This window comes from Nocardioides yefusunii, assembly GCF_004014875.1.
Taxonomy (GTDB): domain Bacteria; phylum Actinomycetota; class Actinomycetes; order Propionibacteriales; family Nocardioidaceae; genus Nocardioides; species Nocardioides yefusunii.
The window spans coordinates 2,732,284-2,757,969 of sequence record NZ_CP034929.1 but is presented as its reverse complement, the minus strand read 5'-3'; the positions used below and the strand labels follow the sequence as shown (position 1 = coordinate 2,757,969).

Sequence of the window (25,686 nt, the reverse complement as noted above, 5' to 3'; positions counted from 1 at the left end):
GCACGGCCGGATCGACCAGTGAAGAACTGGCCGCCACTTCCAGGAGGTCCCCATGAGCAGTGTCGTCATCGAGTTCCCCGGCGCTCCGGCCGCCTCGTCGCGTGTGCGTGCTCAGGGTGGCGTGGTTGATCCGGCTCGGCCTGCGCCCCGCGGTGGCGTCCGTCTGACGCGACGGGGGCGCGTGGTCGTGGTGGTCGCAGGGCTCCTGATCGCGTTCTTGGCCGGCGTGGTGCTGGGGAGCGTGTCCGAGGCTGCCGACAAGGCGGGTGAGGATGTGGCCTCGCGCATCGTCGTGGTCGACGAGGGTGACACATTGTGGGGCATTGCTGCGGAGATCGCCGACGACGGCGAGGTGCGCTCGGTGATGCGTGAGATCGAGCGGATGAACGCCCTCGACACTGCGGTGGTCCAGCTCGGCCAGCGCCTCCGGGTGCCGGCTGAGGTCTGAGGCCTCGGGGTCCCTGGGGGTCAGCGCGCGGCGCGCCGCCCGCCCGTGGGCCGTGGCGGCACGGGCTTTCCGTCAGGGTCGCTCTGGGTCAGGCCCAGGGTGCTGAGGAGTCGGAGGGTCAGCATGAGGCCGACGAACAGGCTGGCGGCGGCGCCGACGGCAGCCAGGGCCAGGAGGACCCAGGCGAGTGAGTTGCCGTTCTTGGCGGTGCTCCCGAAGTCCACGGCCGACAGGACGAGATACCCCCACGCAATGACGCAGGCAGTCACGCCACCGATGTGGAGGAGCGTCGAGGCGTGGGGTTTGGGGGTCGAGGAAGCAGCCCGACGGGATCCTGCACGCTTGCCTGTTGCCACGGGGTCATTGTGGCAGGGGAGTGGTTCGCGAGTGGGGTCTTCGGGCGTGCTCGTCGCGTCACATCGGCGTGGTCCAGACGGACTCCCGAGGTTGTTCGAGAGTTGTCGTGGCGGGCGTGACCTGCGTCTTTGCTGAAGCATCTTGAAGGGTGGACGTGGGCGCTTTTTCTGGTTCCCTGAGTCCGGTGGATCGGCTTGCCAAGTATTGGGGAAGGCGCGTACGGTTGCCACAAGATCTAGTAGTCACAGCGGTGCGGTCATCCACATCTAGTGACATGATGGTCTGGCGATGATGCACAGAAAGCCCGTGTTCATCCACAGAAAAGGCGCTTCTGTCCACAGGTGCCCGTTCCCAGAGGGGGGATGCGGGAGGCATGTCTGAGGACGGCGTCGCGGTGGCTCTGTCACTGAAGAAACGAACCAGCAACACCGACGTCGTCGTCGGGAGACCAGGAGGGGTGAGCCGTGCACTGTCCGCACTGCCGACACAGTGACACCCGGGTCCTCGATTCCCGCGTCTCCGAGGACGGCGGTCAGATCCGCCGTCGTCGCACCTGCACCCAGTGCGAGAAGCGATTCAGCACTGTCGAGCTCATGCAGCTCAACGTGCTCAAGCGCTCCGGCGCCACCGAGCCGTTCAACCGGGACAAGGCCGTCCAGGGCGTCCGCAAGGCCTGCAAGGGCCGCCCGGTCACCGAGGACCAGCTCGCGTGCCTCGGCCAGGAGGTCGAGGTCGCGCTGCGCGCCAAGGGTTCGGTCGAGATCGAGGCCCACGCAGTCGGCATGGCGATCCTGGCCCCGCTCAAGGCCCTCGACGAAGTGGCCTACCTGCGCTTCGCGAGCGTCTACAAGTCGTTCACGGACGCGGACGACTTCATCCGGGAGATCGAGTCCATGCGCGCCACCGCGCGTGAGGCCGTCCCCGCCACCTGAAACTTCGGCAGCGACCCGCCCCACAGGGCGTCGTGCCGGCAACGCATCACACCACTATTCGAGAGCAGCGAAGGGAACCGCGCGTGAGCACGAAGACGGTCAACAAGGGCGGACTGAAGATGAAGCGTGTCTTCAGCACCGAGGGCGTCCACCCGTACGACGCCATCACCTGGGAGCGCCGCGACGTCGTCCAGACCAACTGGAAGACCGGCGAGACCGTCTTCGAGCAGCGCGGCGTCGAGTACCCCGACTTCTGGAGCGTCAACGCCTCCACCATCGTCACCACCAAGTACTTCCGTGGTGCCGTGGGCAGCGCCGAGCGCGAGCAGAGCCTCAAGCAGCTCATCGACCGGATCGTGAAGACCTACGCCAAGGCCGGACTCGACCACGCGTACTTCGCCTCCGCCGCTGACGCGCAGATCTTCGAGGAGGAGCTGACCTGGCTCCTCGTCAACCAGTACTTCTCCTTCAACTCCCCGGTGTGGTTCAACGTCGGCACCTCGTCGCCGCAGCAGGTCTCGGCCTGCTTCATCCTGTCGGTCGACGACTCGATGGACTCGATCCTCAACTGGTACAAGGAAGAGGGCTTCATCTTCAAGGGCGGTTCGGGCGCAGGCCTGAACCTCTCCCGCATCCGTTCCTCCAAGGAGCTCCTCTCCTCGGGCGGCACCGCGTCGGGCCCCGTCTCCTTCATGCGTGGCGCTGACGCGTCCGCCGGAACCATCAAGTCGGGCGGCGCCACGCGTCGTGCGGCCAAGATGGTCGTCCTCGACGTCGACCACCCGGACATCGAGGAGTTCGTCGAGACCAAGGCGCGCGAGGAGGACAAGATCCGCGCGCTGCGCGACGCCGGCTTCGACATGGACCTCGGCGGCAAGGACATCACCTCGGTCCAGTACCAGAACGCCAACAACTCGGTCCGCGTCACCGACGAGTTCATGAAGGCCGTCGAGGCCGGTACCGAGTTCGGTCTGCGTGCCCGCGACACCGGCGAGGTCATCGACACCGTCGACGCCCGCTCGCTGTTCCGCAAGATCTCCAAGGCCGCCTGGGAGTGCGCCGACCCGGGTCTGCAGTACGACGACACCATCAACGACTGGCACACCAACCCCGAGACCGGCCGCATCACCGCGTCCAACCCGTGCTCGGAGTACATGTCGCTCGACAACACCGCCTGCAACCTGGCGTCGCTGAACCTGCTCAAGTTCCTCAAGGACGACGACACCTTCGACACCGACCTCTTCGAGAAGGCCGTCGAGCTGATCATCACCGCGATGGACATCTCCGTCGCGTTCGGTGACTTCCCCACCGAGGCCATCGAGAAGAACACCCGCGACTACCGCCAGCTGGGCATCGGATACGCCAACCTCGGCGCCCTGCTCATGGCGATGGGCCTGGGCTACGACTCCGAGGGTGGCCGCTCGATGGCCGCCGCCATCACCTCGCTGATGACCGGTACCTCCTACAAGCGTTCCGCCGAGCTCGCGAAGGTCGTCGGCCCGTACGCCGGCTACGCCCGCAACGCCGACGCCCACAAGCGCGTCATGCGCAAGCATCGCGACGCCAACAACGACGTCAAGACCCTCAACAACGTCGACACCGCCGTCCTCGAGGCCGCCAAGAAGGCCTGGGACGCTTGCATCGATCTGGGCGAGACCAACGGCTACCGCAACGCGCAGGCCTCCGTGCTCGCGCCGACCGGCACCATCGGCTTCATGATGGACTGCGACACCACCGGCATCGAGCCCGACTTCTCCCTGGTGAAGTTCAAGAAGCTCGTCGGCGGCGGTTCCATGCAGATCGTCAACCAGACCATCCCGCGTGCTCTCAAGAACCTCGGCTACCAGCCGGAGCAGATCGAGGCGATCGTGGCCTACATCGGCGAGCACGGTCACGTCATCGACGCGCCCGGCCTCAAGACCGAGCACTACGAGGTCTTCGACACCGCGATGGGTGCCCGCGCTCTCGCCCCCATGGGTCACGTCCGCATGATGGCTGCCACTCAGCCGTTCCTGTCGGGCGCCATCTCCAAGACCGTCAACCTCCCCGAGACCGCCACGGTCGAGGAGATCGAGGACGTCTACATGCAGTCGTGGAAGCTGGGCCTCAAGGCCACGGCTGTCTACCGCGACAACTGCAAGGTCGGCCAGCCCCTGGCTGACGGTGGCGGCAAGGCCAAGAAGGACGCTGCTGACAAGGACGCCGCTGCTGCTGCCGCGTCCGACGACGCCGCGGTCAAGGTCGTCGAGAAGATCGTCTACCGCCCGACCCGCAAGCGTCTGCCCAAGTCGCGCGTCTCCCGCACCACGTCGTTCACCGTCGGTGGCGCCGAGGGTTACATGACCTCCGGCGCGCACGAGGACGGCCAGCTCGGTGAGGTCTTCCTCAAGCTCGGCAAGCAGGGCTCGACCCTGTCCGGCGTGATGGACGCCTTCTCGATCGCCGTCTCGATCGGCCTGCAGTACGGCGTCCCGCTGGAGACCTACGTCTCGAAGTTCACCAACCTGCGCTTCGAGCCCGCCGGTCTCACTGATGACCCGGACGTCCGCATGGCGCAGTCGATCATGGACTACATCTTCCGTCGCCTGGCTCTCGACTACATGTCGTTCGACGAGCGCTCGATGCTCGGCATCTACTCGGCCGACGAGCGTCAGCGTCACCTCGAGACCGGTTCCTATGAGCCTGTTGCCGAGGAGACCGAGCTGGAGTCCCTCAAGGCCGCTCCGGTCGAGGTCCTCGAGGCCAAGGTCGTGGAGCCCAAGGTCGTCGTCGAGAAGGTCGGTCAGGCGCACACCTCCGCCGAGCTGCTCGAGAAGATCACCGGTTCGGCCGTCGACTCCCCGCTCTGCATGACCTGCGGCACCAAGATGCGTCCCGCTGGTTCCTGCCACGTCTGCGAGGGTTGCGGAAGCACCTCCGGCTGCAGCTGATCGTCTGCCGCTGAACGCCTGAAGGCCCGGTCCCTCCTGTGAGGGGCCGGGCCTTCGGCATTGCTGCACCTGTGTGGGTGAGCGGAAGGTGTGCAGTTCGGGGCGTTGAGCGAGGTCTGAACCCTCGCAACTGCACACTTTGGGCGCAGTGACGCCGGCGTCAGCGGCGCTGAGGGTCAGTACGTGGGCCGCTCGCTGCGGTTGCCCTGGTCGCAGAGCATGAGGATGCCCGACACGATGTTGCAGAAGAGGAGCGTGCAGACGGCCAGAGCGGTGTGCTGGACCCTGTCCTTGGCGCCCTTGTGGATGGCGATGGTCATGGGGATGTACCACGCAGCGGCGATGATCCCGAGACCGCACGTTCCCACGACCAAGAGCCCGAGCACGACCCAGTTGATGATCGCAGCCACTTGGTACAGGGTGCTGGTCGGCGCGGCAGCGGCACCGGTCGCGCCGAGGTGGGCGTACTGGGCATAGGGGCTCCCCGCGACGCCGTACGGAGCCTGCCCCGGCATCGGCTGGCCGTACTGCTGCCCGTACTGGGGAACCGGCGGCTGGGCGGGTGCGGCGTACGGGTTGTACGGGGCGACCGGCTGCGGGTTCTGGGCGTACGGGTCGTGGCTGGGGTTCGACTGATCGGTCACGCGTGGACGGTACGTGCCGAAGAGCCCGCTGCGCGGCGTTTCCGCTGGGCCGGACGACGGGAAGCGGTCAGCCGATGCAGCCGTAGGTGGCGCCGACGCGCTTGAGTCCGGCGACGTCACCGGCCCCCCACGTCTTGCTCCACCGCTTGGCGTTGGGGGCGTCCACGATCGTGTAGGCGTACATCCGCTGCTTGGAGTCCTTGACGTGGTCCAGGCCCACGGCGTGCGCGAGTTCGTGACGCATCACCGAACGCCAGAACGTCCGGCCGTAGAAGTAGTCGGCGAGGTCGAGCGAGATGCGCGCAGTCACGAGTTCGCCCTGACGCGTCACGCCCGTCCTGGTGACACCGGAGGTGTCGCCGGCCAAGGACGGGATCTTCTTCGCGGTACGCCACTGGACGTAGATGTCGGAATCCTTGCGGGCCCCGGTGCCCTCGAAGTCGAAGGTGAGTCCGGTGTAGAGCGAGTTCTCTGCCAGCACCGACTTCAGTTCCTTCACGAACCATGACGGGGCGTTGGTCTTGTCGGCCCGCACGGTGATCGGAGCGCAGGGGTTCCAGCGCGCCACCATGCCGTCAAACAGAGGGGTCCAGGCCTTGGCCGATCCGCCGGTGGTGGCCGGGATCGTGCGCTTCAGCTTCACGACCTTCGAGGTGCCGACCTTGACCTTGCCAGCGGCAGCGGCCCGGACCCGCAGCGGGTGCGTGCGGTTCCAGGTGGGCGTCGGGAACGCGAACGAACCGTCAGCCTTGGTGCGGCGCGACTCGAGCGTGCGCCAGCGGCCCTTCGCGTCCCGGGTCTGCAGGGAGACCTTGCGCTTCGCCTTCGACGCACCCTTCACCGAGCCACGCAGGACGACCTTCGTGCCGATCTTCGCGGTTGCGCGGTCCAACTTCACCGACACCGTTGAGGCGGTGGCACGCGAGGACGTGGTGCCTGCGCCGAGCGCGGGGGCCGGGGCGAGGGCGAGGCACGCCACGGAGGTGGCGAGGGCAGCAGAGCCGGCCAGGGCAGAACGGACAGGACGAAGGGGCACACGGTCTCCCGAGAGTGGATGGTGGGCTTCTTTCGACCGTACCGGTCGGTGGGAAGCATCCCCAGAGATCGTCGGAGTCAGATGGCTCTCACCCGTCCGTTTGTGTCCGGACGCAGACGTCCCCGTCCGACACGGAGTACGTGGGCACCCCGATCGGGCCACCCGCATCAGGTGATGGTGGTCCCCGCGTCCGGGCCGTCGCACAACATCCCCCTGAACGGGGGTGGGGCCGTTCTCGCGCAGTCCGTACCGTCAATGACGTACCCGAGATACCTCCCAGATCGCGGGTGCGTCCCCAAGTCGACAGCCCCGGCCATCCCCCCTCCGGCCGGGGCGTCGCTTCATTTCAGGGCAGTTCAGGACACGGTGCTCAGCGCCCAGCCGAGCGTGGCCGGCGCATTGAACCGGCCCTGCGGCAGGCCGGGGGAGTCCTTCAGACCAGCGACCTGTCGGGCCGGAGACGCGGTCAGTTGGACGGATCCGCACCCGCGGTGGTTGACGACGATGCCCGTGACCTTGCCGGTGGCGGAGACCAGGGAGATCAGTGTCCGGGTGGGGAATCCCTCGGTGCAGGACGTCATCATCCTCGGGGACGGCGTCGTGAGCCCGCGGACCCCGGCCAGCACACGACGCTGGGCGGCCCCGGTGACCTTGACTCTCTGCACGGTGCCGCCGGCGTCGGGGTAGGCGCAGACCCAGACGGCAGCGGGCGTCTCGAACTGGGGCACCACGGTGGCTGCAGCATCGGTGGTCCTCCAGTCAGAGGTACCGCTCGTGGCCAGCTTCGTCGGGCAGGCCTGCTTCGCGCTCAGCTTCTTGGGGGCCTGGTACTCGGTGGTCACCGGGCGCCGGGGCAGGGTGGCGATGAAGTCGGTGCGGGCCTTGAGCAGTGCCTTGTCGGAGACCAAGACCTTCGCCTTGCCCAGGGAGTACTTCTTGGCCTTCGCCACGACGCGGCTGCGCGACACGCTGCGCGACGTCTTCTTGCTCGGCGAGATCGCGTGCGCGTCGATCGTGAACGACACCTTCCCGGAACGCTTCGCCGACGCGACGACGCTGCGCTCGGCGACCCCACAGTCCGCTGAGGCGTACCGAGTGGTCGCGGTGGCCGAGCCGGTCGTCGTCCACGTCACGGTGGCCTTGGTGAAGGTGCGCCACCCCTTCTTCTTCGGGTTCTTGCTGCGGTGCGTGACCCGCTCGTGGATCTTCACCTTCGGGTTGCTCAGGGTGACGCCGGAGGTGGTGATTCGGGTGGCGTCGACGTCCTGGGTGACCGCGCAGCCACCGCGTGGGGCAGCGGGGTGGGGCGTGGCGGCGACGCCGTCGTCAGGTGCTGCCCACGCGCCGGTGCTGGCCAGGGCAGGCACGGTGAGGGCGAGAGTTGCCAGTACGGACATGGTGCGGGGCAGTCGGTTCACGTGGTCTCCTCGGGTCGGCTTCACGAGTCTGACGCCTTCGGTGGCGGGAACGTGTCGGGCCGGGAGCAAGGTCTGGACCGGGCGAGGTGCAGCCAGTGCCCACGCTGTGACGCGCACCATGCCAGTGTGGATTCGGAATGTCATGCGCGTCGGTGGTGTTGTTGAGTCGTGACGTACTTCCAGGGACACGAAGGCGAGCTGCTGACGCGCCGCCTCGTCGTCGACCTCGGACGTACCAACAGCACCCGTTGTCGCTGAGGGCTTCTGGTGCGAGGCTCGTAGGAGGACTCCTCGAAGGAGGTACCCCCGGTCTCGCACGTCCACTGAGTCGACCCATCGGCCGACGTGTGCCATCTGGGCCCGTCGTGCCGTCATCGAAAGGCACCCCCATGAGTTCTGCCCCCGCTCCCACGACCGGGAAGGACGCTGAGGCCCCGCGTCGCAGGCGTCGTTTGCCGTCGTTCGGCACCCAGGTCCTGCTCGGTCTCGTCCTCGGCGTCGTGCTGGGGCTCGTGGCCCGCGAGATGGGCGCCGACGGTGTGGACGCCGAGACCGGCGTCGTCGACCCGAACTGGCTCACCGAGACTCTCGCGACCATCGGTTCGACGTTCGTGACCCTGCTGCGTGCGATCGTCCCGCCGCTGGTGTTCCTGGCGATCGTGGCCTCCATCGCCAACCTGCGTGAGGTCACCGGCGCTGCCCGCCTGGCGTGGAAGACGCTGCTGTGGTTCGCGATCACCGCGCTGATCGCCGTGGCCATCGGCATCGTCCTGGGTCTGGTCATCCAGCCCGGCGCCAACACCGACGTCACCGCCGACATGGCGGCCGAGCCGTCCAAGACCGGTTCCTGGATCGACTTCCTCACGGGCCTCGTGCCCGCCAACTTCCTCGGCATCCAGGCCGCGGCCGGTGGCGACGGATCGATCTCGCTCAGCTTCAACGTGCTGCAGATCCTCGTCATGGCGATCGCCTTCGGCATCGCGACCCTCAAGATCGGTGACGCCGCCGAGCCGTTCCTCGTCGTCGTGCGTTCGCTGCTCAAGGTCGTCCAGAAGGTCCTGTGGTGGATCATCCTGCTGGCCCCGATCGCCACCGTGGGCCTGCTCGGCAACGCCGTGGCCACCTACGGTTGGGACGCGTTGGGCTCGCTCGGCAGCTACGCCGTCGCCATCTACATCGGTCTCGCGATCGTGCTGTTCGTCGTCTACCCGGTGCTGCTCAAGAGCAACGGCCTCTCGATCAAGCAGTGGTTCTCCGGCGCCTGGCCTGCGATCCAGCTCGCGTTCGTGTCGCGTTCCTCGATCGGCACCATGCCCGTCACCCAGTCGGTGACGGAGAAGAACCTGGGCGTCCCGCGCTCCTACGCCTCGTTCGCCGTGCCGCTGGGTGCGACCACCAAGATGGACGGTTGCGCCTCGATCTACCCGGCGATCTCGGCGATCTTCGTGGCCCAGTTCTTCGGCCTCGAGCTCGGTTTCACCGACTACCTGCTGATCGCGTTCGTCGCCGTCATCGGCTCGGCCGCCACCGCTGGTGTCACCGGTGCCACGGTCATGCTGACCCTGACGCTGTCGACGCTCGGCCTGCCGCTCGAGGGCGTCGGACTGCTGCTCGCCATCGACCCGATCCTCGACATGGGCCGCACCGCGGTCAACGTCGCCGGCCAGACCGTCGTCCCCGCGATCGTCGCCAAGCGTGAGGGCATCCTCGACCAGGACGCCTACGACGCCAAGCGTGACGGCCAGGCGTGGCGTGAGGACGACGAGGAGTCGGCCACCGTCGCTGCCTGATTGACGTCGTCCGTTCAGGCGAACCCCGGACGAGGGCTCTGCCGCACTGCGGTGGGGCCCTCGTCGTGTCCCGGGTGCCCCGCGGGCGGTTGCAAAGGTGTCGGCGCGAGGTGTTGGAATCCTCCGCGTGGAGTTGACGGACGTCCGGCGCATGGCCGAGGAGTTGATGGAGCAGCACGGCCTGAGTGGCTGGTCGTTCGTGTTCGACCGGGCAGTGCGTCGGGCCGGGAAGTGCTCCTACCGCGAACGCACCATCTCGTTGTCGGCTCCGCTGGCGAAGCTGCACGACGAGGCCGAGGTCCGCGAGACCGTCCTGCACGAGATCGCGCACGCGCTGACGCCCGGTGAGGGGCACTCCGCGGTCTGGCGCCGGACGGCGTTGCGGATCGGCAGCAACGGTGAACGCTGCGTCGATTCAGCAGCACCTCAGGTGCCGGGGGCCTGGCAAGGAACCTGCGCCGCCGGGCACACCGTCCAACGTCACCGGGCCCCGCAGCGCGTCGTCTCCTGCCGGCAGTGCGCTCGCGGGTTCGACCCCGCCCACGTCTTCACCTGGACCCACCACGGTCGGCCGGGCGAAATGCCTGCCTCCTACGTCCTGGAGGTGGCGCGTCTACGGGAGGGACGTCCCGCGGTGCTCGTCGGTGTGGGCGCGAAGGTCCGGATCGTCGTGCCGGGCAGGTTCGACGGCGTCGTCGCCACCGTCACCAAGCGCACGGCGATCAACTACGTCGTACGGATCCGGGGGAGCCTGTACCGGGTGCCGCACGCGGGCGCAGTGCCGGCCTGAGGTCCGAGGTCAGAGGACGCCGCTCAGAACGGCATGAGCGACACCACGGCGCCAGCGGCAACCATCAGTGTCCCCAGTGCCACCAGGACGACGTGCATCAGGGCGTTCTCCCGCATGACCGCAACCCATTCGCGCAGGAACGCGCTCGGGACGTAGTACGACGCGGTCGGTGCTCCCACGACGACGGCCGGCATCCGCAGCCGCTTGGTCAACAGTGCAGCCCGGAAGACGTGGTAGCTGGTGGTCACCACGATCGTCGGGGTGCTGGGGGAGGGCAGCAAGGCTCGGGAGAACTCCAGGTTCTCCCGGGTGGTGCGGGCCCGGTCCTCGACGAGGATCCGTTCGGCGGGGGTGCCGTTCTCCTGCAGCCACGCAGCCATCGCGGCACCTTCGGAGGTGTCCTCGTCGGCGCCCTGACCACCGCTCGGGATGATCACCGCAGGCGGGGTCTGCGCGTCGGCGACCTTCTGGCCGGTCCGCAGCCGAGAGGCCAGCAACGGCGGGACCCGCGAACCGATCAGCCCTGATCCCAGGACGATGACGTGACCGGCGTCGGTGCGCCGCGGCACCCGTCGGTACGCGATCGCGGACGCCAGGAAGACGACGAAGCAGAAGCCGAGGTAGGAGCCGACCCCGAAGATCACCAGCACCAGGGCGGTGAAGACGACGTCGAACTTGCTGGAGGTGTCGATGCTGCCCAGCGCCCACAGCACCACCGGCAGGACGGCCAGGGCGACGCCCACCAGCAGTGACAGGGCGTTGCCCAGGGAGCGGCGTTCCTTGCGCAGCATCGTGACACCGTTGACCAGCAGGAACAGTGTCAGCAGCGGGTAGCCGATGAAGTACAGGCCCACCACCGCGAAGATCAGCAGGACGTGCCAGGTGCGGGCGCTGCCGTCGGGGTTGGCGGTGTTGAGCATGAGCATCGGCAACGCGATCGTCGCGCCGACGAGCACCAGTGCCGTGTTGGAGAGCCGGCGCCGATCACGAGCGAACCGGAACACTCCGAACGCCATGAGCCCGACGCCGACGGCGAAGACCACCCAGATGTGCCACATGCAGCGATCCAATCATCCCCACGGGGTGGAGCGCCCGGGAGCGCAGCAGAACGGGTGCGACGGGCGTGGCGCCCATGCGGTTAGCGTCGGGGGATGAGCTTGGACATCGGACACGTCACGATCAACAGCACCGACGCGATCGCGTTGGCTGCCTGGTGGGCCGAGGTCCTGGGAGGGACCGTCGAGGATCCGTACGGCGGATGGTTCGTGAAGGTCAATCTCCCGACCGGGCCGGGGGTGGCGGTGCAGAAGGTCGAGAACCCGATGCCCGGGGGACGCGTCCACCTGGACCTGGTCGCCGAGGACCTCGCCGTCGAGACCGAGCGTCTGCTTGCCCTCGGCGCCCGCGTGGTTGCGGAGCGAGGCGAGCCTGGAGGCTTCCGGTGGACGGTGTTCGCCGACGTCGACGGGAACGAGTTCTGCGTCGTCCCGGGGTGACAGGCCACCTCGGGACGACGGGTCAGAAGCGGTCCAGGTCCCACTCACACACGTGGTGGTGCACCAGCCGCTGGGCGTCGCGTCGGTCCAGGGCGCGGGTGCTCGTACGGCAGGCCTGGCACGCCATCGCCCACCAGCCGTCGTGGTCGGCCGCGATGTAGGTCGCTGCGGGCTCGACGCCGTCGAAGTCCCGGTGTCCTCCGAAGCCACGGATGTCTTCGGTGACGAGGCCGCACGAGCAGGCACCCGCCGTGAGTCGGTGCACTTGGGCGTGCTGGTCGTCGAGAACCGTCAGGAACTCCTCGCCGAGCGGGGCGCCACTGCCGTCGATGATGCCGTCGAGCACGGCTCGTTGGGTGGTGGCGATGATCGAGAGCATCACCAGACGCGGTGCGGTGTGGTCCACCGAGTAGCGGTGGCCGTCGATCTCGAGAACGTGCACGGCGCCTCCTGGTCTGAACTGCAGCGGAATGGTCCTGGGGGAGAAGAAGATGAGGGGACGGTCGGGCGCGTGCTCACCACGGCGTTGCGTCCGACCGTCCCGGGAGGCCCGAGGGCCTCGCCCTGTCGGTCTGGGCCCCGCGCCCTGACCGACCGCGTCGTCCCAATGGGGGTGGGACCACGCGTGGGCTGATCGTGGAAGCGGTCAGGTGACCGCAGGGCGTCGGGAGGACCCGGCCGTCGCGGGCGCCGGGGAGATCACGACGCCGAAGAGGGAGAGGAAGGAACTCAGCAGTACGCCGAGCGGAGTGGAGGTGATCCGGTGGAGGAGTGTGCTGGTGTCCACGATGACCCCGCTCCTGATCGCCGTGGCGATCGAATCGTTGCGAAACGGTCTGCATGACCGTTGCTGATGTACCTATCGTCATGCGGAGAAGGGCTACGGCGCCATGTGCCGTGGTCCAGAGTTCTGGAAGGTGAGTTGTGACTGCTTCACAAACACGTCTGGGGCCGCAGATATCGTTGGGCGGAAGGCCGTTGTCAGCGCGGATCGCGGAACGCAAGGGCCTTCTGGTCGAGACGGTTCTGGCGGGGCTGGCCGAGGAGATCGTGACCTACGAGCAGATGCCGCGTGAAGCCCTGACCGAGGACATCGTCCGGGCGATCCGACTCGGCATCGACCTCTTCCTCACGACGCTGCAGACCGGAGACCTCCCCTCGGAGGACGAGTGGCTCGACCTCGGGGAGTCCGCCGCACGGCGTGCCGAGGAAGGCCTGCCCCTGTCCTCGGTGCTCACGGCCTACCACACGGCGTCGCGGCTGGTGATGGAAGACCTGCGCCAGTTCTGCGGACCCGACGACGCCCAGGGCGTGATGGACGCGTGCGTGCTGGTGATGCGGTTCACCGGGATCGCGTGCGACATCGTCGCCGAGCGGTACATGGCTGAACGGGTGGCGATCAGTGACGTCGACGCCGACCTGTCTGCGGACCGGTTGCGGCGCCTGCTCGACGGTGACCCCGACCCGACCGACGTCGCTCCGGCGCACGTCGTGGTCCGGTTCGCTACCGGGCGTCTGCCTGACGAGGAGGCCGATGGCCTCACCGGTGAGATCGCGTTGCGACGCAAGCTGCGCCGGCTGCGACGGGTGCTGCGGGGGATGAGCGACGACGTCCTGGGATCGGTGACCCGCGAAGGCGGTGTGCTGGTGCTGCTGGTGCGCGACGGAAACCTCAAGGCGGCGTGCGACCGGGTACCGGGCAAGATGGCTCGCCTCGAGAGCGCGGCGGGTGTCGGAGTCGGGTTGCACGCCGCTGTGGTGCCGACCGGGAGCGCGACGGTTGTCGATGCCACTGAACTCTCTGCCGAACTGCTCGACCTGGTGCTGCAGTTGGGGCGCGAGCCCGGGATCTACCGGGTCGAGGACGTCGCGATCGAGTACCAGATGACGCGTCCCGGACCGGCCCGGACGCTGCTCGCCCAGACCGTCGCGCCGCTCGCAGCCCGCCCCGACCTGTTGGAGACACTGCGGATGTTCCTCCGCACCGGTCAGGATCGACGCGCCACCGCGCAGCGTCTCCACGTGCACCCCAACACCGTCGACTACCGCCTGCAGCGGGTTGCCGAGGCCATCGGCGTGGACCCGACCGACTCGCGGCAGGCGGTGTCGTTGGTGGGGGCGATGTTGGCGTTCGGGGCAGAGCAGCGGGACGCGAGCGAGTAGGGTGCGAGGTAGCGGCCGCTCTGGTTCCCTGGTGGCCTGCGGTGAACAGCGAATTCAGTTGCTCTCGTAGGGTTTAATGGTGAAACTCCCCCGCGAACTGACCCACCCGACCTCTTTTGAGTTGCGTGAAGGCTGGCGTCAAGTCCTGTCTCGTCCGGCACCTGACCCGGGCAAGCGGCAGAAAGCCTTCGTCCCCGTTGAGACACTGGCGGCCTACTTTGCAAGCAAGGTGGTAAATCATCGCAGTTATGGGGGAAGCACCGCGCACGCTGCGCCCACCCCTGTGCCGCAGTTGGCGAAGCTGGGAGGACGCCCTCGTTCAAGCATCTTGGCGAAGATGGCGAATCTCGACATGTCGCGTGTCAATGGTGCCAAGCATGACGGGGCTTGGGGAAGCTATCTCGATGCCTTGAGTACTGAAGAATTTTCGGACTTGTACAGGCGAATGATTGGAGCAGCCAGAAGTCTGAATATCGACGCCTTTGATCTTCCTGATTTCTTGGCTCTGGAGGTGGGTGGAACCTGGTCGCATTGAAACAGGATTCCGACGCCTTCTTCTCTGCTGCAGAGAGGGCGGGATTGGCCTCGCAAAGCCGTGGAATTAATGAAACACAGCACGGCAACTTGCACGCGAGAGAGGTCTGAATTTGACCTCGAGTCCTCGGGTGGGTCGGTTTAGGAGTCCCGAGTTTAAGTCATAATGGGGGCATAATATTGGTGCCCTAGTGGTCCGGATTCCCACTCGGGTTGGATGGCTTCGCTCCCGAAGCACTTCACTGAGTTCCGAGCAAATCGCCCTCCCGGATATCCGTCATCTCGATGGCTCGAAACAAGACGGATCGCCGGGAGGGCAAACTGTTTCTGGCTCTAGTCGTCGAACCCGTCGTGGAAGACGTTGCCGACCAATGCGGTGGTATCGATGGCATCTGCCGGAGCTCTCCGGCGCCCTTCGACATAAGCCAGGCGTGCTGCTGCGAGGTCTGCCAGTCGGATGGCCTGAATGACGACGACGCGCCGGAGTCCTGCGGACACTTCCCCGCGTTCGTGGGCGACAGCGGCTACGCGCGCGAGGGTTTCGGCGCGCCTTGCGATTCGAACGTCCGGGTGCTCACGGTCTTCGCGCATCTCCTCAGGCACCAGGCTGAACGAGTATGACTCGGGCAGTTCAACGGTAGGGGAGATTGGGGGGATCTTCTCGTTGAGGATTGCCCTGTATTTAGAGTCTTTGATCGCCTGAACGTAAACGGAGTACTCCAGTGCATCGACACGCGAACGCCGCTCGATGGCAGGGAGTCGGCGGTAATTCTCGACGGGGAAAAGTTGCACCTTGGCGACCTCAAAGGGGTCGAGGATTCGATAAGCCAAAGTATCGGAACGCTGCCCGCGAAGGTGTCGGCCAACTCGCGTGGCAAAGTCTTCGGTAGTTTGTCCTACGTAGATAGGTTCCCCGTCATAATCGTAAAAAGCATAGACGCCGATGCATTTGCCTAGCTTTACTCCTGAGTCTCGATCTACCGTATCGAGTGCCTCGGAAAGGAGTTCGCGAAATCCGCGGACGAAACGCGTGGGTAGTGATTTTTTTGCGGGCGGCCTGGATTCTGGATCGCTGTAACTTGCGATGCCGCGACTTCCCATTGGATCCTACCTTTTCGTTATTTGTCGAAGTGCTGTGCCTGCTTGACGAGGGGTGTTAAATAGTTCTCGGCAAGCCAGGTGACCGCAGGTACGGCGACGGCGTCACCAAAGCCGAAAAGCGCCTGGTTATTTCGGACCTTCGAGAGATTATAGTCCCCGGCACCCATAAGGCGGGCGTACTCTAGTGGAGTCATCCAGCGGACCTGGAGTTTATTCCGGCCAAGTCGGACGACTGCCTGCTTGGACGATCCTCCGCGGGCAGTGCGGAGACATCCCGAGATGTCGTCGGCTCTCACCTCCCAAACAGGCTTGCCGTGGCGGGTCCGTCGGTAGGCAGTCCGAAAGCGCACCGTTTCGGAAGATATCAGCGTGTCCACACGCTCACGCTGGGTGGGAGAGAGAGACTCGGTGAAGGCGTCCGTACGTTCGCTGTCCCACCAGCGCTCGTCATGGGGGGACATTGTCTCCACCAGTTGGCCCAAGCCTTCCGTTCGAATCTTCGGAAGGTCCGGGAGCGGAGCGCGATGGGTGACTAGTTCAGGGTCGGCATGGACCCAGCGCAGCCATGCGGGACGCAGTTCCGATTCTTGGGGTCCGCCGCAGCTCTCTGGCGGTGTCTGGGCGGCAACGAGGAAGATGCGAGGCCGGGATTGGGGCAGGAAATGTCGGGCATTAATTGCTAGTACATCCACGGAATAGCCGAGTTCGTTGAAGGCCCTCACTGCGGCCCTCAAATCTTCGCCGTTGTGGGAGGTTGCGAGTCCGACGACGTTTTCGAGAACGGCTACGGGCGGACGCTGTTCCCCGAGTTCCTTGAGGAGTCGCACGAAGTGCCAGAAAGTCCCCGACTGCTGTCCGTTGAGGCCGGCCCGCCCGCCAGCCAGGGAGAGGTCGGTGCATGGGGACGATGCCCAGGCGAGAGACGTCCCTTTGGGAAGGTCCTCGGCTTTGACTGCGGATACGTCGCCCAGTGCGTATTTGTGATGTGAGACACCGAACTGAGCGTCGTACATGGCCATCTTGCTAGGCTCGTAGTCGTTGGCCCACGCGACCTCGAACCCTGCCTTCTCAAGACCCATGCGTGCCAGGCCGATACCTGCAAAGAACTCAAGTGCTCGGGGTGCTTCGGTGGCCGTCTCCGCGGTGATGCTCATGCTCGAATCGTACGGGGAAGCACCGACATTTGAGTTGGCCGCGTGCCTGGCTGGCGGTCGTCTGCGAGGCATCTCCCAGTCTCTCGGGACAACAGTCGAGGCTTGGCCCCAGTTGGTTGAGCCGGGCTCGTTCGAGCCTCGGGTTCTATGGTGCCTGCGTTGTGCGAGGCCGAAATACAACGGTTGCTGATGCCGCGTGCAGTGGGAGGTGAACCCTCCTGCGCGTGTGGGATGTTGAAGCCGGGAGAATGTCACGGCCTACCGGCGCCGGACTGGTCAGCGGGGCTCTTCTGAATCCGATTGGGAGCACGCGGCAACAGAGCGACAACGTCTCGTACCGCGCCTACCCTGGGTCGCTGACGGACTGCGGGCAGATGGCACCTCTCGACCGACGTGGTTGTTGACTACATCATTTCACCGAAGGCACTCACCATGATCGAACGTGAACTCACCACCCGCCTTTCCCTGACCCGGCCCGACGGCCGGCTCAACCCCGATGCCGTGGGCTGGGCACGTCAGCCGCTCATTGACACGTCGGGAATCGGCCGAGGCCTCGTCGGCAAGGGCCGCACCAAGCGGTGGGAGTACTGGGCCGTCACCACGCCCACGCACGTCGTGGCGTTGGTGATCTCGCACCTCGACTACGCCGGCGTCAACAGCCTCTGGGTCCTCGATCGCGCCGCCGGCGAGACGATCCTGCGTGAGGCGACCACGCCGTTCGGCCTCGGCGTGAGCCTGCCCGGGACGCTCGGTCGCGGCGGCGCCGCCCTGCGGACCCGTCACCTGGACGCCGACGTCACCGAGACCTTCGACGACGACGGTCGTGAAGCCACCCGGATCCGGGTCCGCACCGACCGCGTCACTGTCGACGTCCTGGCTCACCGCCCCGTGTTCGACGACGGCCAGCATCCCGGTGGCCAGCGCCACGAGTCGCTCGCCGTCGTCGTGCCGTGGACAGAGCGGCTCTTCCAGTACACCGTCAAGGACGTCTGCCGACCCGCCACCGGCACCATCGCCGTCGACGGAACCATCCACGACGTCGTGCCGGGGGAGTCGTGGGCGACCCTCGACCACGGGCGCGGCCGCTGGCCCCACGACATCACCTGGAACTGGGGCGCAGGCTCCGGAACCGTCGACGGCCACACGGTCGGCATCCAAGTGGGCGGGAAGTGGACCGAGGGCACCGGCAGCGTCGAGAACTCGCTCTACCTCGACGGTCGCCTGACCAAGATCAGCCAGGAGCTCGACTGGCGCTACGACCTCGCTGACCCGCGCGCGCCCTGGCGCGTCACCGGTGACGACCTCGACCTCACCCTGATGCCGTTCCACGTCAAGGAGTCCCACCTCGACCTCAAGGTCCTGGGCAACGACACCGTCCAGGTCTTCGGCCACTGGTGCGGCCGTGCCCGCTTCGCACTGCCCGACGGAACCCGTGAGTGGCGCCAGGTGCGTGACCTCGTCGGGTGGGCCGAGGACGTCCACAACCGCTGGTGACGTCAGCGGAAGGCGCACCCCTCGCTCACGCCGAGCGTGCGGAACACGATCGCGGCCGGGCAGAACCCGGTGAACGACGCCTGCAGCAGGTTGAGTCCGACGAACGCGGTGAGCAGCAGCCACCACGTCGAGACGAGCGCGACCAGCAGCACGCTCACCAGCACCACGGTGCCGGCCATCGCCATCACGGCTCGATCCAGATTCATGACGTCCTCTTTCATCAGTGCGAGAAGGTGATGGCGGGCAGGATGCGCGTGAGCCACGCCGGGGTCCACCAGGCGGCCCGACCGGTCAGACGCAACGCGACCGGCAGCAGCACCAGGCGCACCAGGAACGCGTCGAGCAGGACCGCCACACCGAGCACGATGCCCATCTCCTTGGGCGGAATCGGGCCGGAGATGGCGAAGGTGAAGAAGACCGCCACCATCACTGCGCCGGCCGCGAAGATCACCCGACCCGACGACGCGAGCGCGCCCACCATGGCCTGCTGCGGGTCACCGGTCCGCTCGTAGTGCTCCTTCGCGGAGGCCAACAGAAACACGGTGTAGTCCATCGCGATCGCGAAGATCATCGCGAAGAAGAAGACCGGAGCCCACGCGTCCAGGAATCCTTGGGACTCGAAGCCGAAGAAACCGGCCAGATGACCGTCCTGGAAGACCAACTTCGCGACACCGAACGCGGCAGCCGTCGAGAGCAGGCTGGCCAGGGTGCCCAGCAACGAGATCAGTGGTGCCTGCAGGGCAACCAGCAGGAGCACGAAGCCGAGGACGAGCACCACTGCGATCACCAGTGGCGTGGAGTCGTCCAGCTGGGTCTTGAGGTCGAGGTTCTCCACAGCGGCGCCGCCGACGAGGGCGGAGCCGGGGAGGTCGGCACGCAACCGGTCGACGGTCGCGCTGAGGGCAGGGTCGGACGGGTCGACCGTGGGGACGGCCTGGATCAGCACCACGTCGGATCCGTCGGCGGCCGGCATCGCGGGCATGGCAGCCAGGACGCCCGGGTCAGCGGTGAGGCCAGCGGCGGTGGCGTCGGCGTCGGTGGCGTCCGCGACGACGAGCAAGGTGCCGGGAGCGCCGTCACCGAACTGCTCCTTGACGATGTCGTAGCCGATGCGGGCTGAGGCGTCCTCAGGCAGCACCTTGATCGACGGCATCGCGGTCTTCAGCCCCAGCACGGGAGCGGCGAGGACGAGAAGCAGCACCAGCGCCCCCAGGCCCCAGACGACGGGACGTCGCCAGAGGTGTTCACCCCAGGCGCGGAACCGCGGCGATTCGACGGCGCCGGGACGCGACCACGGCAGGGCCACCTTGTTGATGCGGTGGTCGAGGCCGAACACCACCAACGGCAGCAGCGTGAGGGTCGCGACGAGGATGAACACCACCGCGATCATGATGCCGCCGGCCATGGAACGGAACGACGGCGACGGAACCAGCATCACTGCCGAGAGCGAGACCAGCACGGTGACGCCGGAGAGCAGCACCGCCTTGCCGGCGGTGTCCATCATCTCGGCAACCGACTGCTGCTTCGAGTGTCCGGCGCCCCAGCGGGCTGCGCGGTAGCGCATCACCATGAACAGGGCGTAGTCGATGCCGAGCGCGAGGGCGAACATCATCGCGAAGTTCATCGCCCAGATCGAGATCGGCACGATCTCGTTGAGCAGCACCAGCGAACCTGCTGACGCGACGAGGCCGGCGATGGTGAGGATCAGGGGGAGGCCGGCGGCGACCAGGGCGCCGAACGCCAGGACGAGGATGCCCAGAGTGATGGGCCAGCTCATCATCTCCGACTTCAGCATCGCGGAGAGGTTGGCGTCGTTGAAGTCCGACCACAGCAGGGACGCGCCGGTCGGGTTCACCGAGACGCTCGCGGTGCCGAGATCGGCGAGCTCTTCCTTGACGTCAGTGGCGACGCGGACCATCTCGTTGGTGTCGACGCCGGCACCGGCGATCAGCACGGCGGTGTGGCCGTCCTGGCTGAGGGTGGCGCCGGGGACGGGGTCGATCACGGTGGAGATCCGCGACTCGTCCTCCAGGAGTGCCTTCACGTCGGCAAGGACGCGGGGACCGTCGCCGGAGGTGAGCGGGGCGGCGACGGAGTGGACCACCACCTGGATTGCGGAGGAGGTGTTGCCGTCGAAGTGTTCCCGGGCCAGTTCGCGGGCTGCGACGGACTCGGAGCCGTCGGCCTGCCAGCCGGCGCCGGACAGGTTCTTCTCGACCTGTGGCGCGAAGACGCCCAGGGCGACGACGACGGCCACCCACAGCAGGGCGACGAGTCGGCGGTGTTCGGTGACGAAGACGCCCAGACGGCCCAGCGGGCCGTGGGTCCGTCCGGCGTCGGGATCGGTAGTGCTGAGGGACATCGGTGCTCTCTCGTGTCGACGACGTGGAACCCCCTGGGGGGTTGTTGCATCAGGAAACCATAACCCCCCAGGGGGTTCCACTTCGTCACGGAGATCTGCCCCATGTCACGCTCGGGTGCGTAAGGAAATGCCTATCTCTGGGGGTGTTGTTCGCCCCTCTCCTCCTGCACACTGATGGGCACATCTGCCCACGCGCTTGGGTGAGACGCCTGGGGCATCCCACCGCGTGCGGGGACGTCGGAGGGGGAGTCTGATGGAGTCGTGTGCGTCCTGCGGAAGTGAGCTGGAAGCACTCCAGGCGTTCTGTGTCGAGTGCGGCGCGACCGCGAAGGACCGCGTGGTCTCGCTGGACTCGCTGCTGGACAGTCAGACTCCGTTCGTCGCTCCCGTCGAAGAGGACGCGGCGGAGTACTTCACCGAGTTCGACCACCCCGAGTGGGAACCCGCCACCGTCGAACTCCCCGCCCACGGCCCCGGAGCCGCCTCCGAACCCGACCCGAACGGATCCGACGACGTCTGGGACGGCGACCTGCCGCATGGAGTCCCGCTGCGCCTCGTCCCGTTCATGGGCATTGCTGAGGGGCCGGCCACGTCGGGGGAACGGCCGGAGGACTTCTGGTGGCCCGAGCACACTCCCGCCGTGCCCGACCACGCGAGTTCCGCTGACGTGTCCGACCCCATCTGGAGTCCTTCCTCGGACGCAGACCAGACGCGCGCAGATGGCCCTCCGGAGACGTCGTCACCGCCGCCGGTCGATCCGTTCTCGTTCCCGGAACCCGACGACGCTGCCTCGACTCCCAGCGCCCCCGCCGACCTCGACGCCGGCCCGTGGGTCCAGCCGTCGTTCGGCGAGTTCAGTTCGCCGCCCCCGGGGCGCCCCGCATTCCCCTCCGGGGAGTCGTCAGATCCGTACGAGCCGCCTCCCGTCGTGTGGAGCTCCTCGCTGGCTCCGCCCGTCCCGCCGCCGCTTCCCACCGCTGGGCCGTTCGCGGCCACTGGTTCGGGTCCGGCCCCCGGCCCGACCTCCACCCCGCCGCGAGGGACTCCCTCGGCTGACGCGATCTGGGGGCCGAGCGCCCCGTCCGCGCAGCAGGAGAAGCCGCGTCGTCGGGTCCCGGCCACCGCCGTGGTCCTGCTCGCGCTGGGGGCCGTGGCCGGTGCCGGAACCGTCGGTCTGCTCACCGTGCCCGTTGCGAGTGCCGACAACTGCGCGCCGCCCGTGACGAGGATGGGCGCCCAGGAGGCGTCGTCGAGCCAAGCACAGCCGCCGTCGCCCGTGGCGGAGACGGTGCCCTCGCCCCCGACCGACGCGGACCTCGCCGCCCAGCTCGCCGAAGCCGACGCAGCACTCGCCAAGGCCGATGCCAAGGTCGCGGCTCGGGAGAAGGCACTGGCCTCCGCCCGCTCCGCACTGACCGCCGCCAGCGCGGTGGTCACGAAGGCCGGGGTCGACAAGACAGCCCTGGCTGCGGCCGAGGCCGAGGTGACACGTACCGCGTCAGCACTGACCTCCGCCCGCGCCGCCCAGAGCGCCGCCGCCGAGCAGGTGCAGAACGTGGCCGACGCCGGGGAATGGGAACTCGGCATGCTCCGGGCCGCGGAGAAGGAACGCGACAAGTACGCCGGCCTCGACCCCACCGACACCTACTGGGACGACGAGGTAGACAAGGCACGCGTCGCCTACGAACAGGCCCAGGAACCCAAGCGTCAGGCCGACGCCGCCCTCGTCGAGGCCAACCGTGCGGTGGTCGCCGCCCAGACGGCCAACGATCGGGCCAAGGCAGCGAGCGCGCAGATCACCGCTGCGGGAAAGACCGCCGTCGCCAGCGCCAAGGCCCAGCAGACAGCAGCGACGAAGAAGGTGGCCCGTGCGGAGAAGAGACTGAGCAAGGCACAGGCAGCCCGGGCCAGGGCCAAGGAGTCACGTGACGCAGCCGTCGCGGCTCAGGAACAAGCAGCCGCTGAGGAACAGGCCCGCATCGCCCGGGAGCGGGCCGCCGAGCAGCAGGCCCAGGCTGCCGCCGCAGCCACCTGCGCGGAAGACCGTCGCGCTCGCACGACCGCAGCCGGCATCGTCGGTGTCTCCTCGCTCGGGCTCCTGGGGGCCGGGGGCGTCACGGCGGTCCGTCACCGCCGGAACGTCCTGACGTAGGACGCCCCGACTCACTGCTGGGTGAGCACCACCAGCGTGTTGTCCTTGTCGTCCTTGAGCTCGAGCTCGCCGTCCTCGTCGTCGATCTCGAAGTTCACGACCTTGGCGAGCTCGCTCAGGAACCGCTCCTCCTGCGCCTGGGCGGCAGGCTCGCCAGCCATCTTCGTGCTGGCCACAGGGCTGAAGGAGACCTTGCCGTCCTCCGGGGCGTCATAGGTCCCGTTGAGGGTGTTGACGCCGCCGTTGCCGGTCATCTTGCCGCCCTCGAGGGTGATCGTCGTGGTCACGCCGGGGGCAGCCGGGAGGTCTGCCTCGTCGAACTCAACCAGGACCCAGTTGCCTTCGAGGGCCTCGGGTGAACGGTTGTCGTCGTCGGCACATGCCGTCAGCCCGAATCCGAGGGCGAGGACGGTGAGGGCGCTGGCGGTACGACGGACGAGTTGCATGGATGAGCCTCCGGGAAGTGCAGGGCCGCGCGTCTTTGCGCGAGCGTGGCACCACCATAGTGGGGAGGAGGTCAGCGCAATGTCACGGATGGGCGGCGTTCTCCCGTGCGACTGTCATCTGTGGCGGCCCGGCATGATCGCCTTCGCGGATCCCGAACCGGGCGTGCACCCGTCGCAACCAGCCCGGCGCCCACCAGTTCCACCGACCCAGCATCGTCATCGTGGCCGGCACGATCACCATCCGCACCAGCGTCGCGTCGAGCAGCACGGCCACCGAGAGCGCGATCCCGGTCTGTTTGATGACCAGCATCTCCCCGGCTGCGAACCCGGCGAAGACGATCACCATGATCAGTCCGGCCGAGGTGATGATTCGGCCCGATCGCTGCAGCCCCAGCCGAACCGCGGTGTCGTCGTCGTACCCCTGCTCGTGCAACTCCAGGATCCGGGCCAGCAGGAAGACCTCGTAGTCCATCGAGAGCCCGAACCCGAAGGCCAGCACCATCAACGGGATCACCGACTCGATCGCCCCCACCGACTCGAACCGCAGCAGCCCCTCCAGATGCCCTTCCTGGAAGATCCACACCAGCACGCCCAGGCTCGCGCCCAACGAGACGACGTTGAGCAGCAGCGCCTTCACCGGGATCACCAGCGAACCCGTCATGAGGAACAGCAACACGAACGTCGCCAGCACGATCCAGGCCACCGCCCACGGCGCCCGCTCGGCGACCGCTGCGACGAAGTCGGTCAACGACGCCGCCTGACCGGTCGTCCAGGTGGTGAACGGCGGGTGGGAGTCACGCACTGCCTGCACGGTCTCGCGGGCTGCGTCGTCGGTCAGGCCGCCTTCGGTGAAGATGTCGATCCGCACCACGGGGGCGCCCTCGAGGTCGTACCCCTCGGGGATGGCCCGACCCACCGCGGCGAGCTGGGCAGGCGTCGTGGTGACGATGCGTGGCGCCCGGACCCGCGTCACTCCGGGAAGCTCTGCCCAGGTGTCGGCCCAGACGGCTGCCTCCTCGAGGTCGGTCTGGGCCACGACGGTCACCGATGCGCTCGCCAGCGCCGGGAAGTCGTCCTGGAGGTCCTCGAAGAAGATGCGTTGGGCGGAGTCGGACGGCAGGAGTTCGGTGCCGGAGGCCGTGATCCGCAGCCCCAGCGCGGGGAGCGCGAGGACGATCAGCAGACCGACGCTGACCACCGTCGTCAACGCCGGACGCCGCTGCACCCAGGCGGCCAGCCGGCTGAAGACGCCGTCGTCGGGCGCCTTCTCCGTGCCCCCTGCGCGGCTGAGGCGCCGCCCACCGAAGGCACACAGTGCGGGAACAAGAGTCAGCGCGACGGCCAGGGACGCGGCCACCACGGCCAGTCCGGCCGCACCGATCGCCCGGACCAGGGGAGCGTCGAAGATCATCAACCCTGACAGCGACACCCCGACGATGACGGCCGAGAACGTCACCGTCCTTCCGGCGTTGCCGACGGCGGAGGCCACGGCGTCCTCGATCTGGGCGTCGGTCAGGTCGGTCGGTGCGGTTCCGGGCGCGATGCGGTGCAGCTCCTCCCGGAACCGGCTCACCAGCAGCAGCCCGTAGTCGATGCAGAGCGCCAGGCCCAGCACCGTGACGATGTTGACCACCGTCACGTCGAGCTCCATCAGGTGCGAGAACCCGAGCAGCAGGGCCAGCGAGCAGCCGATCACCGAGATCGCTCCCACGATCGGGAGTCCGGCCGCCACGAACCCGCCGAACACCACCAGCATCAGCAGCAGCGACAACGGGAGCGCCAGCCCCTCGCCGACCACGAGGTCGTGCTTCATCTGGTCGATCACCTCATCGACCAGCAACCCGGTTCCGCCCACCGCGACGTCGTCGGCCAGGGGCGCGAGCAGTCGCTCGCCTGCCTCCTGCAGCGCTTGCGCCGCACGTTTCTGGGTGTCGCTGCCGGCAGCGTTGCCGGCATCGACGCTGATCAGGAACGCGGAGCGGTCCTCGGCCAGCAGCAGTTGGGACACCTCTGACGTCGGCCATCCGGGCGTCGTCATCGGGCTCACGACGCTCTTCACCCCGTCGACCTCGCCGACGGTGGCGGCCACCTCGGCCACCGCTGCAGCCAGGGCGGGGGAGTCGACGTCGGCGCCGTCGACGCGCAGCAGCACCGGGACGGTGGCGGTGTCGAGGTCCTGCAGCAGGGTGCGGGCGTCGATCGCCTCGCCGGGGGCCACGACGTCGCCGGTCTCGAGCCGGTCGAACAGCGAGGTCCCCACCACCCCGGTGCTGCCCAGGAAGGACAGCACGACGACGGCCGCCCAGGCTGCCACCCACCCACGACGGTGGTGTGCAACGTGACGTCCCAGACGGTGCAGGCGTGAAGCGGGCGTGCTCATCCGCACACTGTGGCAGTGCCCAGCGACACTCCGACGGGCTTCCCGAGAGATGGTCTCCT

At 67.5% G+C, this 25,686-nt stretch carries 23 protein-coding genes; 10 read left to right on the top strand and 13 right to left on the bottom strand.

Annotated features, from left to right (window positions below; all coding sequences use genetic code 11):
• Window positions 1-52 precede the first annotated feature (52 nt).
• Entirely contained in the window at window positions 53-448 is a 396-nt protein-coding gene (locus EOV43_RS12600) for a LysM peptidoglycan-binding domain-containing protein (protein WP_128221604.1), read from the top strand.
• A 20-nt stretch (window positions 449-468) separates the two neighbouring features.
• Here EOV43_RS12600 and EOV43_RS12595 read toward each other — a convergent pair whose 3' ends face one another.
• The gene (locus EOV43_RS12595) at window positions 469-804 is read right to left on the bottom strand and encodes a hypothetical protein (protein ID WP_128221603.1); all 336 of its coding nucleotides are present in this window, start codon (window positions 802-804) and stop codon (window positions 469-471) included.
• 465 nt (window positions 805-1,269) lie between these two features.
• Between EOV43_RS12595 and nrdR the strand changes: the two genes are divergently transcribed.
• Both nrdR and EOV43_RS12585 read left to right on the top strand, forming a co-directional pair.
• The gene (nrdR, locus tag EOV43_RS12590; RefSeq protein WP_128221602.1) at window positions 1,270-1,737 is read left to right on the top strand and encodes a transcriptional regulator NrdR; all 468 of its coding nucleotides are present in this window, start codon (window positions 1,270-1,272) and stop codon (window positions 1,735-1,737) included.
• Window positions 1,738-1,856: 119 nt separating this feature from the next.
• Window positions 1,857-4,667 (top strand): vitamin B12-dependent ribonucleotide reductase, encoded by a 2,811-nt coding sequence (locus EOV43_RS12585; protein ID WP_239022317.1) that lies wholly within the window; start codon window positions 1,857-1,859, stop codon window positions 4,665-4,667.
• 176 nt (window positions 4,668-4,843) lie between these two features.
• Here the strand turns inward: EOV43_RS12585 and EOV43_RS12580 are convergent, their stop codons facing one another.
• The 3 genes from EOV43_RS12580 to EOV43_RS12570 form a co-directional block, all read right to left on the bottom strand.
• Window positions 4,844-5,311 carry a hypothetical protein gene (locus EOV43_RS12580; protein WP_128221601.1) on the bottom strand — a complete coding sequence of 156 codons (468 nt, stop codon included), beginning with the start codon at window positions 5,309-5,311 and terminating at the stop codon, window positions 4,844-4,846.
• Window positions 5,312-5,378: 67 nt separating this feature from the next.
• Window positions 5,379-6,347 carry a matrixin family metalloprotease gene (locus EOV43_RS12575; protein WP_128221600.1) on the bottom strand — a complete coding sequence of 323 codons (969 nt, stop codon included), beginning with the start codon at window positions 6,345-6,347 and terminating at the stop codon, window positions 5,379-5,381.
• A gap of 356 nt (window positions 6,348-6,703) precedes the next feature.
• Entirely contained in the window at window positions 6,704-7,765 is a 1,062-nt protein-coding gene (locus EOV43_RS12570) for a hypothetical protein (protein ID WP_128221599.1), read from the bottom strand.
• 389 nt (window positions 7,766-8,154) lie between these two features.
• Here EOV43_RS12570 and EOV43_RS12565 point away from each other — a divergent pair, with 389 nt between their 5' ends.
• Entirely contained in the window at window positions 8,155-9,555 is a 1,401-nt protein-coding gene (locus tag EOV43_RS12565; protein WP_128221598.1) for a dicarboxylate/amino acid:cation symporter, read from the top strand.
• Window positions 9,556-9,682: 127 nt separating this feature from the next.
• Window positions 9,683-10,345, top strand: coding sequence for a SprT-like domain-containing protein (locus EOV43_RS12560; protein WP_128221597.1), 663 nt, complete (start codon window positions 9,683-9,685; stop codon window positions 10,343-10,345).
• Between the two features lie 23 nt (window positions 10,346-10,368).
• On the opposite strand, the gene EOV43_RS12555 is transcribed toward EOV43_RS12560, so the two are convergent.
• Window positions 10,369-11,403, bottom strand: a complete 1,035-nt coding sequence (locus EOV43_RS12555; protein WP_128221596.1) for a YdcF family protein — start codon at window positions 11,401-11,403, stop codon at window positions 10,369-10,371.
• 93 nt (window positions 11,404-11,496) lie between these two features.
• Between EOV43_RS12555 and EOV43_RS12550 the strand changes: the two genes are divergently transcribed.
• Window positions 11,497-11,841 carry a VOC family protein gene (locus EOV43_RS12550; protein WP_128221595.1) on the top strand — a complete coding sequence of 115 codons (345 nt, stop codon included), beginning with the start codon at window positions 11,497-11,499 and terminating at the stop codon, window positions 11,839-11,841.
• A gap of 22 nt (window positions 11,842-11,863) precedes the next feature.
• Here EOV43_RS12550 and EOV43_RS12545 read toward each other — a convergent pair whose 3' ends face one another.
• Window positions 11,864-12,283 (bottom strand): hypothetical protein, encoded by a 420-nt coding sequence (locus EOV43_RS12545; RefSeq protein WP_128221594.1) that lies wholly within the window; start codon window positions 12,281-12,283, stop codon window positions 11,864-11,866.
• A gap of 204 nt (window positions 12,284-12,487) precedes the next feature.
• Complete coding sequence (locus EOV43_RS15475; protein ID WP_164878668.1) at window positions 12,488-12,628, bottom strand: hypothetical protein; 141 nt, start codon at window positions 12,626-12,628, stop codon at window positions 12,488-12,490.
• A gap of 191 nt (window positions 12,629-12,819) precedes the next feature.
• Here EOV43_RS15475 and EOV43_RS12540 point away from each other — a divergent pair, with 191 nt between their 5' ends.
• Window positions 12,820-14,004 carry a PucR family transcriptional regulator gene (locus EOV43_RS12540; RefSeq protein ID WP_128221593.1) on the top strand — a complete coding sequence of 395 codons (1,185 nt, stop codon included), beginning with the start codon at window positions 12,820-12,822 and terminating at the stop codon, window positions 14,002-14,004.
• A 79-nt stretch (window positions 14,005-14,083) separates the two neighbouring features.
• The gene (locus tag EOV43_RS12535; RefSeq protein ID WP_128221592.1) at window positions 14,084-14,539 is read left to right on the top strand and encodes a hypothetical protein; all 456 of its coding nucleotides are present in this window, start codon (window positions 14,084-14,086) and stop codon (window positions 14,537-14,539) included.
• A gap of 332 nt (window positions 14,540-14,871) precedes the next feature.
• Here EOV43_RS12535 and EOV43_RS12530 read toward each other — a convergent pair whose 3' ends face one another.
• Together EOV43_RS12530 and EOV43_RS12525 are read right to left on the bottom strand one after the other, a co-directional pair.
• The gene (locus EOV43_RS12530; RefSeq protein WP_128221591.1) at window positions 14,872-15,639 is read right to left on the bottom strand and encodes a GIY-YIG nuclease family protein; all 768 of its coding nucleotides are present in this window, start codon (window positions 15,637-15,639) and stop codon (window positions 14,872-14,874) included.
• A gap of 17 nt (window positions 15,640-15,656) precedes the next feature.
• Window positions 15,657-16,793 carry a DNA cytosine methyltransferase gene (locus tag EOV43_RS12525; RefSeq protein WP_128221590.1) on the bottom strand — a complete coding sequence of 379 codons (1,137 nt, stop codon included), beginning with the start codon at window positions 16,791-16,793 and terminating at the stop codon, window positions 15,657-15,659.
• 432 nt (window positions 16,794-17,225) lie between these two features.
• Here EOV43_RS12525 and EOV43_RS12520 point away from each other — a divergent pair, with 432 nt between their 5' ends.
• Window positions 17,226-18,287, top strand: coding sequence for a DUF2804 domain-containing protein (locus EOV43_RS12520; protein WP_128221589.1), 1,062 nt, complete (start codon window positions 17,226-17,228; stop codon window positions 18,285-18,287).
• Between the two features lie 2 nt (window positions 18,288-18,289).
• Here EOV43_RS12520 and EOV43_RS12515 read toward each other — a convergent pair whose 3' ends face one another.
• Window positions 18,290-18,508: a YgaP family membrane protein gene (locus tag EOV43_RS12515; protein WP_277745777.1), complete on the bottom strand. Its 219-nt coding sequence runs from the start codon at window positions 18,506-18,508 to the stop codon at window positions 18,290-18,292.
• On the bottom strand, window positions 18,508-20,649 hold the full coding sequence (locus EOV43_RS12510; RefSeq protein ID WP_128221587.1) for an MMPL family transporter: 2,142 nt from the start codon (window positions 20,647-20,649) through the stop codon (window positions 18,508-18,510). Before EOV43_RS12510 ends, EOV43_RS12515 begins: the two co-directional genes overlap by 1 nt.
• Before the next feature lie 253 nt (window positions 20,650-20,902).
• On the opposite strand from EOV43_RS12510, the gene EOV43_RS12505 reads away from it, so the two are divergent.
• On the top strand, window positions 20,903-22,801 hold the full coding sequence (locus tag EOV43_RS12505) for a hypothetical protein (RefSeq protein ID WP_128221586.1): 1,899 nt from the start codon (window positions 20,903-20,905) through the stop codon (window positions 22,799-22,801).
• An 11-nt stretch (window positions 22,802-22,812) separates the two neighbouring features.
• Here EOV43_RS12505 and EOV43_RS12500 read toward each other — a convergent pair whose 3' ends face one another.
• Both EOV43_RS12500 and EOV43_RS12495 read right to left on the bottom strand, forming a co-directional pair.
• The gene (locus EOV43_RS12500; protein WP_128221585.1) at window positions 22,813-23,247 is read right to left on the bottom strand and encodes an META domain-containing protein; all 435 of its coding nucleotides are present in this window, start codon (window positions 23,245-23,247) and stop codon (window positions 22,813-22,815) included.
• Between the two features lie 82 nt (window positions 23,248-23,329).
• Window positions 23,330-25,627, bottom strand: coding sequence for an MMPL family transporter (locus EOV43_RS12495; protein WP_128221584.1), 2,298 nt, complete (start codon window positions 25,625-25,627; stop codon window positions 23,330-23,332).
• Between the last annotated feature and the right edge of the window lie 59 nt (window positions 25,628-25,686).